Raw genomic sequence first — 15,210 nt, forward strand, 5'->3', positions numbered from 1 at the left:
ATATTCAGCAGATAGTATTCAAATACATCTAAACATACTCATCAGGATTAAAAGGTCAGTAAGCATCAATGTCGCAGTTTTATTTTGATACAAACAATAACGGTCATAAATCTTTTGAATTACCAGGCGCTAGACCGCACTACAACCCCGACCGTCCTGGACAAGTAGAGCATATTTTCCTAGATTTGTGCTTGGATATTCCTCACCAAAGTTACCACGGGACTTGCAGCATACGTCTGTTACCCGTTCGTCATGGCATTGACCGTTTGACTTTAGATGCTGTCAACTTGAATATCCAATCTGTACAGGTAGATGAGATAGCCCAGGACTTTGACTATAACGGAGAACAGTTAGTTATTCAACTTTCGCAACCAACGCAAACTGGTAAACATTTGTTGATTGCGATCGCCTACTCAGTAGAAAAGCCCCAACGCGGTATATACTTCATTCAACCAGACCAACACTACCCCAACAAGCCTACCCAAGTTTGGACTCAAGGCGAAGACGAAGACTCTCGTTTCTGGTTTCCCTGTTTCGACTACCCAGGACAACTTTCAACTTCCGAAATTAGGGTGCGAGTTCCCAAAGATTTAATTGCTATTTCCAACGGCGAACTGATTGACACCCAAAAAGATGGGGACGAAAAAATCTATCATTGGTCACAACAGCAGATTCATCCTACCTACTTAATGACCTTAGCAGTAGGCGACTTTGCCGAGATTCGTGAAGAATGGCAAGGAAAACCCGTCACCTACTATGTAGAAAAGAGTAGAAAAGACGATGCTAAACGCAGCATGGGCAAAACTCCCCGCATGATGGAGTTTTTGAGCGAAAAGTATGGTTATGCTTATGCTTTTCCTAAATATGCCCAAGTTTGTGTGGATGACTTCATCTTTGGCGGAATGGAAAATACTTCCACGACCCTATTAACAGATAGATGCTTAATTGATGAACGCGCCGCTTTAGATAATCGTGGCACAGAAAGTTTAGTAGTTCACGAATTAGCACACCAGTGGTTTGGGGACTTACTGGTAATTAAACATTGGTCTCATGCTTGGATTAAGGAAGGTATGGCTTCCTATTCTGAAGTGATGTGGACAGAACATGAATATGGCGACCAAGAAGCCGCATATTATCGATTATCAGAAGCTAGAAGTTATTTAAGCGAAGATAGCCACCGCTACCGCCGCCCGATGGTAACTCATGTTTACCGGGAAGCCATAGAACTGTATGACCGTCATATCTACGAAAAAGGATCTTGTGTTTATCACATGATTCGGGCGGAATTAGGAGAAGAATTATTTTGGCAAGCAATTCACACCTTTGTCCAAGATAATGCCCATAAAACTGTAGAAACAGTAGACTTACTCCGCGCCATTGAAAAGGCTACTGGGCGTAATTTAACATTCCTCTTCGATCAATATGTTTATCGTGGTGGCCATCCCGATTTTAAAGTGGCTTATGCTTGGGATGGAGATGCCAATTTAGCCAAAGTGACAGTCACTCAAACCCAAGCCGACAAAAATGATAGTAAAGATTTGTTTGACCTGAAAATTCCCATTGGTTTTGGCTACACTCAACCAGGGAAACCAGCACAAATCAACACTTTCACCGTGCGGGTAAATGAACGGGAACAAAGCTTTTACTTCCCTCTAGCAGAAAAACCCCAATTTGTCAGCTTTGATGTGGGTAATCATTTTCTCAAAACTGTAACTTTGGAATATTCACTCCCAGAGTTGAAAGCGCAGTTAGAGTCTGACCCTAACCCCATTTCTCGGATCTATGCAGCCGAAGCTTTAGCAAAAAAAGGTGGATTAGAAGCTACCAATGCTTTGTCAAATGCACTGAAAAATGATTCATTTTGGGGTGTACAGGTCGAAGCTGCTAAACAACTGGCAGAAATTAAGTTAGATCAAGCCTTTGATGGGTTGCTTCCAGGATTACAAGACCAAAATGCTTTTGTACGGCGTGCAGTAGTAGAAGCATTAGCGACCATCAAAACCCATGACAGTTACAAAGCTGTGAAAAACTTGGTAAAAAATGGCGATCCTAGTTACTACGTAGAAGCAGCCGCTAATCGGGCTTTGGGGTCAATCGCATCTGTAAATTTGGCAGAAAAACCCAAGGAAGAAAAGGTAATTAAGCTGCTGCAATCGGTTTTGGAATCCAAGGCGGGTTGGAATGAAGTCGTGCGGAGTGGTGCAGTTGGTGGTTTAGCTGAACTGAAAACCTCGGAAGCCGCTTTAAATCTACTGCTAGAATATACCCAACCTGGTGTACCACAACCGTTGCGTCTAGCCACAATTCGAGCTTTAGGCAAGATTTCTGTGGGTCAAAGTCCGGTGAATTTAGAACGGATTTTAGAAAAGTTAGCAGAACTAGCCAAAGAAACCTTCTTTTTAACCCAAGTAGCTGTGGTGATGGCCTTGGGACAAATGGAAACTCGCAAAGCTATAGGAATTTTGCGATCGCTAGGCGAACAAACAGCCGATGGGCGTGTGCGTCGCTATGCTGAAGAGGAAATTTCCAAGGTGCAAAAGAACGTGGGTACAGACAATGCACTACGCCAAATGCGGGAAGAACTAGACCAACTCAAGCAACAAAATCAAGAACTGAAAAGTCGCTTGGAAGGTTTGGAAGCAAAAGCTAAATAGTCATTGATTATTGGTCATTGGGGTATTGGGAAGTGATAATCTTCCCCCCTACCCCCTGCACCCTGCCCCCTGCCCCCTGCCCCCTGCGTCTTCTCCCCCCTGCACCCTGCCCCCTGCCCCCTGCGTCTTCTCCCCCCTGCCCCCTGCCCCCTGCCTGTTCAATTTCCGAGGCAATATTTGTACTTTTATAAAGTATAATTAAGGAAAAGATAAAAATATCTGGGCAGTACTGTAGGCTAAAACCGCCGAGAATATCACCCGGAAACAATTTAAATTTCTAGTTTTTTTACACAAAACTACCAAAAATCCAGACTTACAATTCATTTGTAAGTGGGGGCATAAAAAACGAAAGTATATAATTCCCAGTTGAAGAGGTATGTAAAGGCGTGGCTCAGAATCAGCCTGGTCAGCTAAGACGCTACAATTCAGAGGCGATCGCTCGTCACTATCGCTACCGTCCCTGGCTTGCTTGGGGACGAATGTTACAAGTTATCTGGTCTTTTGCTGTCTTTATTTTGAGTCTCAAATGGGACGAATGGCAAGATAAAGTTGAGCAAAACAAAGGTAAACGCGCTACACAGTTACGAGAACTACTCACTAAACTTGGCCCGACATTTATTAAGGTAGGTCAAGCCCTATCCACTCGGCCAGACTTAGTACGCAAGGATTTCTTAGAGGAACTGATCAAACTGCAAGATCAGTTACCACCTTTTGATAATGCGATCGCTTATCAAATTATCGAAACCGAATTAGACAGACCCATTTCTGACGTTTACAGCGAATTGTCTCCTAGTCCAGTAGCTGCTGCTAGTTTAGGGCAAGTATATCGTGGTCGTCTACTAACTGGCGAAGAAGTGGCCGTGAAAGTGCAGCGCCCCAATTTACGCCCAGTCATCACACTCGACCTTTATTTGATGCGCTGGATAGCGGGCTGGTTAGCGCCTTGGCTACCACTGAATCTCGGACACGATCTCACCTTAATTGTGGACGAGTTTGGCATCAAATTATTTGAAGAAATCGACTACATCAATGAAGGTCGTAACGCCGAAAAATTTGCCAGTAATTTTCGCAACGATCCAAGAGTTAAAATTCCGGTAATTTACTGGAGTTATACTAACACCCATGTTTTAACTCTGGAATGGATTAATGGCTTCAAACTCACCGATACTACCAGAATTAAAGCAGCAGGTTTAGACCCAGAAGGTATTATCCAAATTGGCGTGACTTCTGGACTGCAACAGCTATTGGAACACGGTTTTTTCCACGCTGACCCCCATCCAGGAAATCTCTTTGCTATGCCTGATGGACGCATGGCTTACATTGATTTCGGCATGATGGATCAGCTAGAGGAAACCACCAAAGAAACTTTAGTAGATGCCCTAGTACATCTGGTAAACAAAGACTACGCCGATTTAGCCGCAGATTTTGTGGCATTAGGTTTTCTGACACCAGATACCAATATTTGCCCCATTATTCCGGCATTAGAATCAGTATTGGGAAATGCCATTGGCAAAAATGTCAAGGAATTTAACTTCAGAACCATAACCGATGAATTTTCGGAACTGATGTATGAATATCCGTTTCGAGTGCCGGCAAAATTCGCCTTGATTATTCGTTCTTTGGTGACTCAAGAAGGTATTGCTTTGAGTCTCAACCCCAATTTCAAAATTGTGGAAGTGGGTTATCCCTACATAGCACGACGCTTATTAACTGGGGAGTCTCCAGAATTAAGGCGGCGACTACTAAACGTACTATTTAAAGATGGTAAATTCCAGTGGCAACGTTTGGAGAATTTAATCGAAATTGCGCGGACTGACGACAACTTTGATGTCTTACCTACAGCACAAATGGGATTGCAATATCTCATGTCTGATGAAGGCAAATTCCTCCGCAGACAGTTTGTATTAGCACTCACTGAAGATGACCGTTTGCATACAGAAGAAGTTCAACGCCTGTGGGATTTGGTGAAAGAAGATATTAAACCGAATCGTTTATTAGACGTAGCTATCGGTATGTTGACAGAATTATCAAGAGAAAGTGTCGCTGCTGTGATTCCCAAATCTTCTTTCTTCACTGCTTTTAGTGATGTGCAGCCAAACAGTAAAAAATAAATCCCCCGAAATTTTTACTGTATAAATTTTTAGGATCAATTTGGAGATTTCATGTACTATTACCCTGAACAACCACCTTATTTTCTGTTACTTATCGGTTTTTTAATCGCATTAACTTCTGGTCTGGCCTTATCTGGAACACTAAAAGTAATAGTGCAGCAATGGAAAGAAGATAATACCGAAAGTCCTAAATCTCCTTCCTCATTAAAACAATTATTTGTACCATTTCTGGGAATTACTGTCGGTGTTTGTTTATTCCTCTCATCAGGTTTAGAGATATTTGGTTTTCCCTCCCCCTTGGCTTTAGGAATTGGTTTACCGGTCAGTCTTTTGACTTGTTTATTGGTTTGGCTACAGTTGGGAAGTTTGCTAACTTTTGCCAAACGGGAAGGAATGCAAGCTTTAGATTTAGATTCGTAATCTGAATAATTAGGGCTGGCTGAAGAAATCTAAAACCCATATCAATCAAAGGTTTGAGGATGATAAACCCGAAAGTAGGTACAAGACTTTTGAAGGGTTTACCATTAAAAGTGTGAATTTTGGATTGAATAAATCAGAAATTTTGATGATGACAGATAACTGATACTGTTCCCTGTTCCCTGTTCCCTATCCTCACAAATAACTTTTAACGCTACGCGAACAGCAAGCCTTAATTAATAATCAGTGCTGAATAACTGCTACTTTTCTGATTCAGCACTTTTTTTGTCAGTAATTAACTTTAGCTATAGTAGAATTTGGCATTTTTCAAAGCCATAACTCTAGCTAAATTTAAGCGATAGTGGTAGCCAAGTCTTCGCTCCCATTTTTCCCATAAAGTCATCTGCTTATTACCATAAGAAGCATCTGTATGATGCATTACAACTTTAAGTTCTTGCCAGCCATCTTGGAAAATCTTCCACCCCACCTTCGTAGCAGCGATACCCATTGCATTACCTGCACCAGCATGAATCCCTCTTAATTCCAAATACCTGCCAATCATTGCCCAGGATTTTAAGTAATCTATTTCTTTACCATTGTCTCTAGCAATCACAAATAATGACTCTCCCACATAAGTCACAGTTGCTAAATCTATGTTGAAATGTGAAGCAACCTTCTGGAGAGGTTGCAATCTTTCAGGAGTATACTGCTTGACGTGTTCTACCAAGTTTTCAAAATGTCCTACTGTAATTCCTGGTTTCCACTGTAAATTATTTGGTATGGGAGCTAATATTCTTGTATCTGCATCAATGTGAATTGCCACTGGAAATTGTGATAAAGCGATTTCCATGAGAATGCTTTTGTCATGATAACAATGTAGAATCCCCTGTTGGCGATGTTTAAAAGCTAAAACGTTAGAATTTTCTTGAAAACAACTTGGTTCGTCTGTTAATACCAACAATGTAGCACCAGGAGAGTATTTTTCTAAATCAGTAGCCATTTGTTGAGCCAGAAGACGATATTTATGTCTTAAGGCTAAAGTACAAAAGCAGAAATCTCTTTGTGCGTGATTCATAAACTACTTGCTAGTTGTGTTCTATCTAGAAGTTATGCATTGACATTTACAATTAAATATGTGTTTTTAAAACCCATATTTTTTTCAGGATTTGATCATTGAAACCCCTACAATGTTGGTCTATTACAATCACAATGGTCTATTTGCAATCAAAATAATTGGGAATCAGTATCTTATTGAAATCGTACCTGATTAATTTGTAAAGTGCGTAATTTCTATTATCTTAGGTTTTAGGGGAGGCAAAATGATAAATGTGTAATGACTGTAGCTGATTATACTTTTAATCATAATTTAGTGTTAATTTTTTCACTGAGTTAGACTTTGGGTATAATCACATTTTTAATATACATAATATTTTGTTTGATTTTTATTATATGCTAAATAAAATTGATTGCCATGACACTAGATCAGCTATTTTCTCTCTGTCTGCCGCCTGAGTTATGAGATACTAGATTTTTGATACAAGTTGAAGTTGTTAGCTCAATAATTCAAGCCTTGGGAATTTGGGAGGGGTTGCAGAGTGGCTGATGATAAAAATAGAGTAAGCCCAGAACAGATTAATCAGCAGGATTTTTCCTGGCCTTTCTGGTTTACATTGCCACTGTACCCTTATGGCAAGCGGCGAACAATCCGCAAGGAAGTCATTAAAGACACAATTTGGACTTTTGACCAAATGCAGGGAATTTTCTACGTTGTTGTGCCAATTCGCATGACCGTAGTTAAGCTTGATCAAGGTGGTCTTCTTATATACGCTCCCGTTGCGCCTACCCCAGAATGTATCCGACTTGTTCAAGAGTTGGTCGCAGAACACGGTGATGTTAAGTATATTATTTTGCCAACTATCTCAGGGCTAGAACACAAAGTTTTTGTTGGTCCCTTTGCTAGATACTTTCCCAGTTCAGAGGTGTTTATCGCCCCTGAACAATGGAGTTTTCCGTTAAATCTTCCTGTGCGTTGGCTAGGTTTACCTGCTAAACGGACTCATGTATTACCAGAAGATAGTAGTAAAACCCCATTCGCTGAACAGTTTGAATACGCGATTCTCGGCCCTATTGAACTGGGTCCGGGGAAGTTTGCCGAAGTGGTATTTTTCCATAAGCGATCGCATACTCTATTAGTAACAGATTCAGTCATATCTGTATCAGCAGATCCGCCAGCGATTGTCCAATTAGACCCCTATCCTTTACTATTTCATGCCAAAGACACGGCATCTGATATAGTCACAGATCATCCAGCAAATCGCCGCAAGGGATGGCAACGCATTTCCTTATTTGCTTTATATTTTCGTCCCAGTGTCTTAGAAGTCATGGGATTGGGTAAAGTATTGCGCGATGCGATTAAAGCACCCAATCGCTCACAAAAAGCCTATTTTGGTTTATTTCCCTTTAAATGGCATTCAAACTGGCAGCACTCCTTCGATATACTCAGAGGTGAGGGTCGTTTATTTGTTGCACCGATTTTGCAAACCCTGATTCTTAACCGCGCACCAAGAGAAACTATTGAATGGGCTGAGACTGTAGCGAGTTGGGATTTTGAGTGGATTATTCCTTGTCACTTCGATTCACCGATTCCAGCACAGCCGGATCAGTTTCGTCAAGCATTTTCTTTCTTGGAAAAACATCCGGTGACTAGTATGAGTTTGTTAAGTAGTAATATTTATCCCTTACCAGAGGAGGATTTTCAACTACTCAGAGATATTGACCAAAGTTTAAAAAAAAGTGGCATCGTGCCTCCACCAAAGGAGAAAGTATAAGCTAAAATTTGAAAAATGGGCGACACTAGTACAGCATGACGTAAATATGGATACCCTTTCAAAAGGTTCAAAAGCCCAAGGTAAAAGCTTTTTGACTTTTGATTTTTGACTTCACGGCGGTACTAGGCTGTAAATTAAAGCCTTTAAACGTAGTGATTGCTGCTGAACATTTGAGCAGAATTAAGCTAAAAATTGAATATACACCTTTGAGAATGTCGCTTCAACAGAAAGTATCGCCAGCGTCAAAACCTGCAAAAACCCCCAAAAAACGATAGACTCATGACCAATTTGGGAATCAAGACTCGCTGATGATGAAAAAGGAAAAATTTGCTCAGGTTAGATAACTTTTACCCTATTTGGCTTTATTGTTGTTCTTACTCTTTGAGATGTACATTCCATGATTAGTTAACCACAGATGTATACAAATAAAGCAGTACCGCAGTAGATTAAGAAACCTGATCACCGAATTACATTTTCAGCAAAACGTAGTTTTATTATGCCCAGTTCCAAAATATTTACTACATCTTTTGACCTTCAAGAAGTTTACCCCTGTCCGGTTTGTCGTGTAGGTAAAATTTCTCATATGCCCATGATGGAGACTATGGCTTGTGATTTTTGCTCTGAGATTTTTACCGTTAACATAGAACAACAACAAATCAAAATGCCTTCTCGACAACCTCCCCTGATTTGGCGCTGGAATGGCTTTAACTGGACAGAAGCTCAGTTGGAGGGCGTTGAATTGGGCTGGGGTTATGGGATTGCGGCTATTGCCTTTGTGGTGCTGCCCACAAGCTTAATTGGTCTAGTTGCTTACTACTTTCCGGCAGTATCTCATGATCCCATTACTTGGATACCATATATTTGGACAATATTAACTTTTTTGTTACATTTATCAATTATTTTGTGGATTTTAGTGGAAGTTTATCAAATTCCTGTTGTCGCTTATTTCAGAGCTATGAATCGGTGGCGAAATGGGATGATGAGGAGAGAATGAAGTTGCAAAATAGGCATAAGGCTGATGAAAAATAACAACATTGATACAAAACTACACCTTCAATCAGGCGATCGCAGTATAGTTTCGGTGTATATAAAGAAGATAGAGTATTTTAGAAGTTACCCACAAAAAGGTGATTTATGAACTGAGTTAGCTAAAGACACCCTAGTATAATAGTTGAATCTCAGTATTGAATTTAGAGCAGATGGAGAAGCTCTGGCTGAATTTATTTATACCTATTGACAAGAACCCGCCGATAAACTTGGCCAAAACAGGAATTAGAACCGATTCCAATCTTATGAGTAGATTTGAGTAGGTTTTATCTAGCGGCTGCATCACTCATACTTAATTTGATTGTTGACAAAAATATCATAATGAGCGGGATGGAGCAGTACTATAGAGTTTTAGAACTAGAATCTGGAGCAACACTTGAGGAAATCAATCAGGCTTATAAAGACTTGGTTTTTATTTGGCATCCTGACCGCATTCCTCAAGATAATCACCGTTTACTGAAAAAAGCTCAAGACAAGCTCAAAGCCATTAATGAAGCTCGTGATAAATTGCGTTCTTTACATGGTAAGCAGCAAAACATTTATCATTCTCCACCTTCTCAATCAACAACACCACCTCAAAGTACCTATAAACCACCTAAAACAAACCCGGATTTGAGTGGGAAAGACTTCAGAGGCTCTAATTTAAGCAACAAAGATTTATCTGGCAGAAACTTGAGTTATGCTGACTTGAGTGGGGCTGATCTTAGTGATACTTTTATGCATAAAGTTATTCTGCGAGGAGCAAATTTATCCTCAGCAAATTTGTTTCGAGCTAACTTACTTTTAGCCGATATGAGAGAAGCCAACTTACGTTCCACTAACTTGATTGGTGCGGACTTGAGTGGAGCCGACTTGCGCGGAGCCGACTTAACAGGGGCGCGGATTCGTTCAGGCGATCGCTTGCTGGTAAAATTGATTGGTGCTAACTTAGCTGGGGCAATTATGCCTGATGGTGTGATTCATAGTTAACATAAGTACACAAAGAAGGTATTGTTAACATAAAGACCAGTTGGATTTATGAATATTGCCATTATTGGTTGTGGTTACGTTGGCTGTGCCGTTGCTCATGCTTGGCAGCAAAAGATGACTTTTATGATTACAGCTACTACAACTACTCCTGAGCGTGTCCCGACTTTAGAAAGTGTAGCCCAAAAAGTTGTAGTCACCCAAGGTAATGACCGAGAACAACTAAAATCTGTATTACAAAATCAAGATATTGTGTTGTTGAGTATTGGGGCAAAAGGGGCAAATTTATATGAAAACACTTATCTCAATACCGCCAAAACTCTAGTTGAAATTTTACACGATACTCCTAGTGTTAAGCAATTAATATATACTGGAAGTTATTCAGTTTATGGCGACCATAACGGTGCTTTGGTAGATGAAGAAACCCCAGCTACACCCAGCCATGATAATGGCAAAATTCTCAAAGCAACTGAAGATGTATTACTAGGAGCATCTAGTGACAAGCTTCATGTTTGTATCTTAAGATTAGGAGGTATTTATGGTCCTAATAGGGAACTAATTAAAATATTTAAGAGAGTGCCTGGTACAACTCGTCCTGGTAATGGTCAAGATATCGCTAATTGGATTCACCTGGACGATATTGCTGGGGCAATAGAATTTGCACGTCTAAATCATTTGCAAGGCATTTATAATTTAGTAGATGATGCTGGTTTAAGCAGTCGAGAGTTACTTGATGGCTTGATGGAAAAACACAACTTACCCAAAGTAAAATGGGATCATACTGCTAAAGGTCAGCGTCTATATAATGCTAAAGTATCTAATCAAAAAATTAAAAAAGCTGGTTATAAATTAATTCATCCACAGATAATATTTTAATAAACATTCAAAAAAATACTATGGCAAATACATTGAATATTGCAATATCTCCTACCCAGTTTTACACCTGGAAGAACTATCGTTGTGCCTACGACATACATCAACCAGTTAACTCCAGTAGTCAGGGTTTACCGTTACTTTTAATTCATCCGATTGGGGTGGGATTATCACGAAGATTTTGGCAAAGATTTCGCATCCAATGGTATAGAAAAGGTCAGAAAAATCTGATTTACAATCCTGATTTACTAGGATGTGGTGAAAGTGATATGCCCCGTGTGGCTTATACTCCTCAAGATTGGGCAGAACAACTAGGTTACTTTTTGCAAACAGTTGTCAAACAACCTGTTGTAATTGTGGTGCAAGGGGCTTTATTACCAGTTGCTATAGAGTTGGTGCAAAAACAATCAAAATTAATTGCTGGCATGATTTTAGCTGGGCCTCCTGCTTGGCCAGTGATTACCAAAAATTCATCAGCATTGCAGCAAAAAATAGCTTGGAATCTTTTTAATTCGCCTATTGGTAATGCTTTTTATCGTTATGCGCGGACAGAAAAATTTTTACGCTCCTTCTCAATTAGGCAGCTTTTTGGTTCAGAAAATGCTGTAGATAAAGAGTGGTTAAATATGTTAGTGGCAGGGGCAGCAAATTCGGAAAGTCGCCATGCAGTATTTTCGTTTTTGGCTGGATTTTGGCGACAGGATTATAGTGGTTATCTTGCTTGTATCAATCAGCCGACATTGGTAGTTTTGGGAGAAACTGCATCGAGTATTAGCAAAGAAGGTAAACAAGAAACACCAGATGAACGCATGGCTGATTATCTTGGCTGTTTACTTCAAGGTAGTGGAGTTAAATTACCGGGACGCAACGTTTTACCTTATGAATCAACAGTAGAATTTGTAGAAGCGATCGCACCATTTATTACTGGACTATTTAACTCTAAAAAATAACACCATTTTATTACTTTGTCAAAATTAAATAAGTAAATCCTTTTTGGAGTTTAGCTTAGTATTAATTTATTGAAACAAAATTGGCAATAATTTACTTTTAGTCACAAATATGAATATGATGCTTTAAATATTGTGTCAATATTTGGTTTCTAAATGATGTTATCTAATGAGACAGATACCGAAGTATTTCAGGCTTTGCGTTCGGGAAACCTGTCAGCTTTAGGTATCTTTTATGAACGCTATGGAGAGATAGTCTACCGAGTGGCGCTACGAATGTTAAAAAACGCCCAAGAAGCTGAAGACCTCACACAAGAAGTTTTTCTCAGTCTTTGGCGTGGTGGTGCGTATGACTCTAAGCGAGGTTCAATGCAGGTTTTTCTCACCACCCTTACAAGGTCGAAAGCCATAGACCGCCTCCGTCAAATACAAGCCAGATGGCAACGTTTGCAAAAATGGAATCGTAGCTTTCCCGAAGACAATAGGAATAGTTTGATGGATAAAGCTTCAATCAAGGAAACATCAAACCGGATTCGTGAGGCATTATCTGAGTTACCCAATCAGCAGCGACAGGTTTTAGAAATGGCTTACTACGACGGTTTGAGTCAATCAGAAATTTCTGATGACTTAAAAATGCCTTTGGGAACAGTGAAAACTTATAAACGCAAGGCTTTATTAAAACTAAGGCAAATATTACAAGATTTAGTGGAATAATCATGACAAACTTTCCAAATTTTGACGAATTACAAGAACTCTTAGCAGGTTATGTCCTGGGCGACTTAACTTCAGAAGAAGTTGCTATGGTTAACCAACTATTAGAAACCCGTCCAGAATTAAAAGTTGAGGTAAACCGGTTACAGAATAGTTTAGCTTTACTTCCTTGGGCTTTACCAGCAACTTCGCCTCCTAAATATTTGGGTTCTCAAATATTACAGGCTGCTGCATCTTCTAGTAATTCTATAGTTTCAACATCAAACCGAATTTGGAAAAAACCTCCAGTTTGGGTTGGTGTTCTGGGAAGTATTGCGGCCTCTGTTGTCATTAGCCTCAGTCTATATAGTTATCGTCTACAAAAACAAGTTACTATTACTCAAGCTGAACTATCCCGTTATCAGGAAACAATAGCCTTACTGCGTCAACCTAATAACCGTTTGCTCACACTAACAGGAACTAATGTAACTCCTGTAGCTTCTGGTAGTTTAGTAATTGCACCTAAGTCTGATGTGGCGTTACTTACCTTGCAAAATTTAGACCAATTGCCCCAAGGTCAAATTTATCGCTTGTGGGCTGTAATTGATAATAAAAAAGTATATTGCGGAGAATTTAACCCAGACTCCCAAGGGACAGTATTCATGCAACTGCCTCTAGATGAGTTTATGACAGATTCTTCTCAGGCTGTGATTACTATTGAACCCATAGAAAAAGTTCCCCAACCAACTGGAGAAACTGTAATGACAGGTAATGTTTCTTTGTAGAATTATGGCTCAAATTGGTTATTTTCCATCTTCATCTAGTGCAGTATCTTGATAATGGAATTGGTTGATAAATTTATATTAGTAATAATTTTGGCTCTACAGGACTTAGTATGCTAAATGAATAGAGAACTATGTAATTTTAATAATCTGCCAAAGTAATTTCAACGTTTGTTTAATATTCCAGGGCAAATTTAGCTCATAACTTGATGAACCTTTGGGAAAAATTAATTTTTAATCTCGCAAGTATTAAGACAATTTCGTTAGCAATTCTAAAATTCTTTTTGATGTTGGTGTTAACAAAGTCCGGCGATAAGCATCTGCGGCTTTTTTAATCGCTTCTGCTTGAGTTGGATAAGGATGAATTACACCAGACAACCCATTTAAACCAATTTTATTCACAATTGCTGTAGTTATTTCACTAATTGTTTCTCCAGCATGACGGGAGACAATTGTTGCTCCTAAAATTTGGTCGGAACCTTTTTTATGGATAATTTTTACAAATCCATCTTCTTCACCATCTGTAATTGCTCGGTCTACACTACTAAAAGGAATTTTGATTGTATTGATATCAAAACCCTTTTCTTGAGCCTCTTGCTCATACATTCCCACATGAGCAATCTCTGGGTCAGTATATGTTACCCAAGGCATGACTATGCTACTAAGTTTAGATTTTCCCAAGCCAAAGGGAGAAAACAGAGTATTCTTAATTACAATTCGCGCTGCGGCATCAGCTGCGTGAGTAAATTTCCAGTTCATGCAGATATCGCCGGCTGCATAAATTTTGGGGTTTGTTGTCTGGAGATAATCATTAACTTTCACCCCCTTTCTTTGGTCAAATTCCACCCCAACAGCTGCTAAATTTAAGCCTTCAACATTCGGTGCGCGTCCCGCACCAACTAAAATTTCATCAACAACAATTGACCTTTGGGAACCATTACTGAGGAAGTGGATGAGCTTTCCTTCTGAAGTTTTTTCTACACTTTGGATTTGGCTATTCAAAACCAGATGTATATTTTCCTGGATAAAACGATTTTGAATAATTTCTGCGGCTTCGCTATCTTCTTTATTTAAGATGTGAGAATCCTTATGAAACAAGATAACTTGAGAACCCAAACGTTGGAAAGCTTGAGCCAATTCACAACCGATAGGGCCACCACCAATTACGGCTAGACGTGGAGGAAGTTCGGTGAGGGAAAATACTGTTTCATTAGTCAGAAATCCAGATGCTTCTAATCCCTTAATAGAAGGTCGCACGGCTCTAGCGCCAGTAGCAATTACAGCTTTTTTGAAGCGAAGTTTTTGTTCACCCACTTCAATGATATTATCACCTGCAAAACGACCACTACCTAAAAAAATGTCCACTCCCAGTTTTTGAAACCGATGAGCAGAATCATGATGGCTAATACCCGACCTTAAACGGCGCATCCGTTCCATTACCGCCGGAAAATCAACCTCTACTTTTTCTAGAGGGTTAATTCCCAAAACCTTTGCTTCCAAAATTTCGCCGACAACGCGAGATGAACGAATAATACATTTTGAGGGAACACAACCGACATTTAAACAATCTCCACCCATTAAATGCTTTTCAATTAAAGCAACTTTTAACCCCACATCTAAACCTGCTGCACCTGCGGCTACAACTAATCCGGCCGTACCAGCACCAATAACTACTAAATCATAACAATCCACAGGTTTAGGATTAACCCAATCCGGTGGATGAACATAGGAAATTAATTTTTTATTATACTCATCCATTGGTGGTAGAGTAACTTTTTGAGATGCAGAATTTGACATTAATAAACTCCTTCAATGATAAGAATTGATTTAGCAATCTGCTTTGCAGTGCTTTTTATTGAATTGTAATTTGAGCTATATTACTACGAATTACGAAC

The 15,210-nt window shown here is 39.6% G+C and carries 12 protein-coding genes; 10 read left to right on the top strand and 2 right to left on the bottom strand.

Features of this window, described 5'->3' with window-relative positions:
• Positions 1 to 68: 68 nt before the first annotated feature.
• From VB654_RS05785 to VB654_RS05795, 3 genes are all read left to right on the top strand, one after another.
• The gene (locus tag VB654_RS05785; RefSeq protein ID WP_323212603.1) at positions 69 to 2,654 is read left to right on the top strand and encodes a M1 family metallopeptidase; all 2,586 of its coding nucleotides are present in this window, start codon (positions 69 to 71) and stop codon (positions 2,652 to 2,654) included.
• 386 nt (positions 2,655 to 3,040) lie between these two features.
• Positions 3,041 to 4,765: an AarF/ABC1/UbiB kinase family protein gene (locus VB654_RS05790; RefSeq protein WP_323212605.1), complete on the top strand. Its 1,725-nt coding sequence runs from the start codon at positions 3,041 to 3,043 to the stop codon at positions 4,763 to 4,765.
• A gap of 51 nt (positions 4,766 to 4,816) precedes the next feature.
• Complete coding sequence (locus VB654_RS05795) at positions 4,817 to 5,185, top strand: hypothetical protein (protein ID WP_323212606.1); 369 nt, start codon at positions 4,817 to 4,819, stop codon at positions 5,183 to 5,185.
• A gap of 298 nt (positions 5,186 to 5,483) precedes the next feature.
• On the opposite strand, the gene VB654_RS05800 is transcribed toward VB654_RS05795, so the two are convergent.
• On the bottom strand, positions 5,484 to 6,257 hold the full coding sequence (locus tag VB654_RS05800) for a hypothetical protein (RefSeq protein WP_323212607.1): 774 nt from the start codon (positions 6,255 to 6,257) through the stop codon (positions 5,484 to 5,486).
• Positions 6,258 to 6,777: 520 nt separating this feature from the next.
• Here VB654_RS05800 and VB654_RS05805 point away from each other — a divergent pair.
• From VB654_RS05805 to VB654_RS05835, 7 genes are all read left to right on the top strand, one after another.
• The gene (locus VB654_RS05805; protein WP_323212608.1) at positions 6,778 to 8,010 is read left to right on the top strand and encodes a DUF4336 domain-containing protein; all 1,233 of its coding nucleotides are present in this window, start codon (positions 6,778 to 6,780) and stop codon (positions 8,008 to 8,010) included.
• 496 nt (positions 8,011 to 8,506) lie between these two features.
• Complete coding sequence (locus VB654_RS05810) at positions 8,507 to 9,004, top strand: hypothetical protein (RefSeq protein ID WP_323212610.1); 498 nt, start codon at positions 8,507 to 8,509, stop codon at positions 9,002 to 9,004.
• Between the two features lie 374 nt (positions 9,005 to 9,378).
• Positions 9,379 to 10,026 carry a pentapeptide repeat-containing protein gene (locus VB654_RS05815; protein WP_323212611.1) on the top strand — a complete coding sequence of 216 codons (648 nt, stop codon included), beginning with the start codon at positions 9,379 to 9,381 and terminating at the stop codon, positions 10,024 to 10,026.
• A 48-nt stretch (positions 10,027 to 10,074) separates the two neighbouring features.
• Positions 10,075 to 10,899: an NAD-dependent epimerase/dehydratase family protein gene (locus VB654_RS05820; RefSeq protein WP_323212612.1), complete on the top strand. Its 825-nt coding sequence runs from the start codon at positions 10,075 to 10,077 to the stop codon at positions 10,897 to 10,899.
• Positions 10,900 to 10,919: 20 nt separating this feature from the next.
• Entirely contained in the window at positions 10,920 to 11,846 is a 927-nt protein-coding gene (locus tag VB654_RS05825; RefSeq protein ID WP_323212613.1) for an alpha/beta hydrolase, read from the top strand.
• Positions 11,847 to 11,999: 153 nt separating this feature from the next.
• Positions 12,000 to 12,557 carry a sigma-70 family RNA polymerase sigma factor gene (locus VB654_RS05830; RefSeq protein WP_323212615.1) on the top strand — a complete coding sequence of 186 codons (558 nt, stop codon included), beginning with the start codon at positions 12,000 to 12,002 and terminating at the stop codon, positions 12,555 to 12,557.
• 2 nt (positions 12,558 to 12,559) lie between these two features.
• Entirely contained in the window at positions 12,560 to 13,318 is a 759-nt protein-coding gene (locus tag VB654_RS05835) for an anti-sigma factor (protein WP_323212616.1), read from the top strand.
• 246 nt (positions 13,319 to 13,564) lie between these two features.
• Here the strand turns inward: VB654_RS05835 and VB654_RS05840 are convergent, their stop codons facing one another.
• Entirely contained in the window at positions 13,565 to 15,112 is a 1,548-nt protein-coding gene (locus VB654_RS05840; protein ID WP_323212617.1) for a mercuric reductase, read from the bottom strand.
• Positions 15,113 to 15,210: the final 98 nt, after the last annotated feature.

The organism is Nodularia sp. UHCC 0506 (assembly GCF_034931045.1).
Lineage (GTDB): Bacteria > Cyanobacteriota > Cyanobacteriia > Cyanobacteriales > Nostocaceae > Nodularia.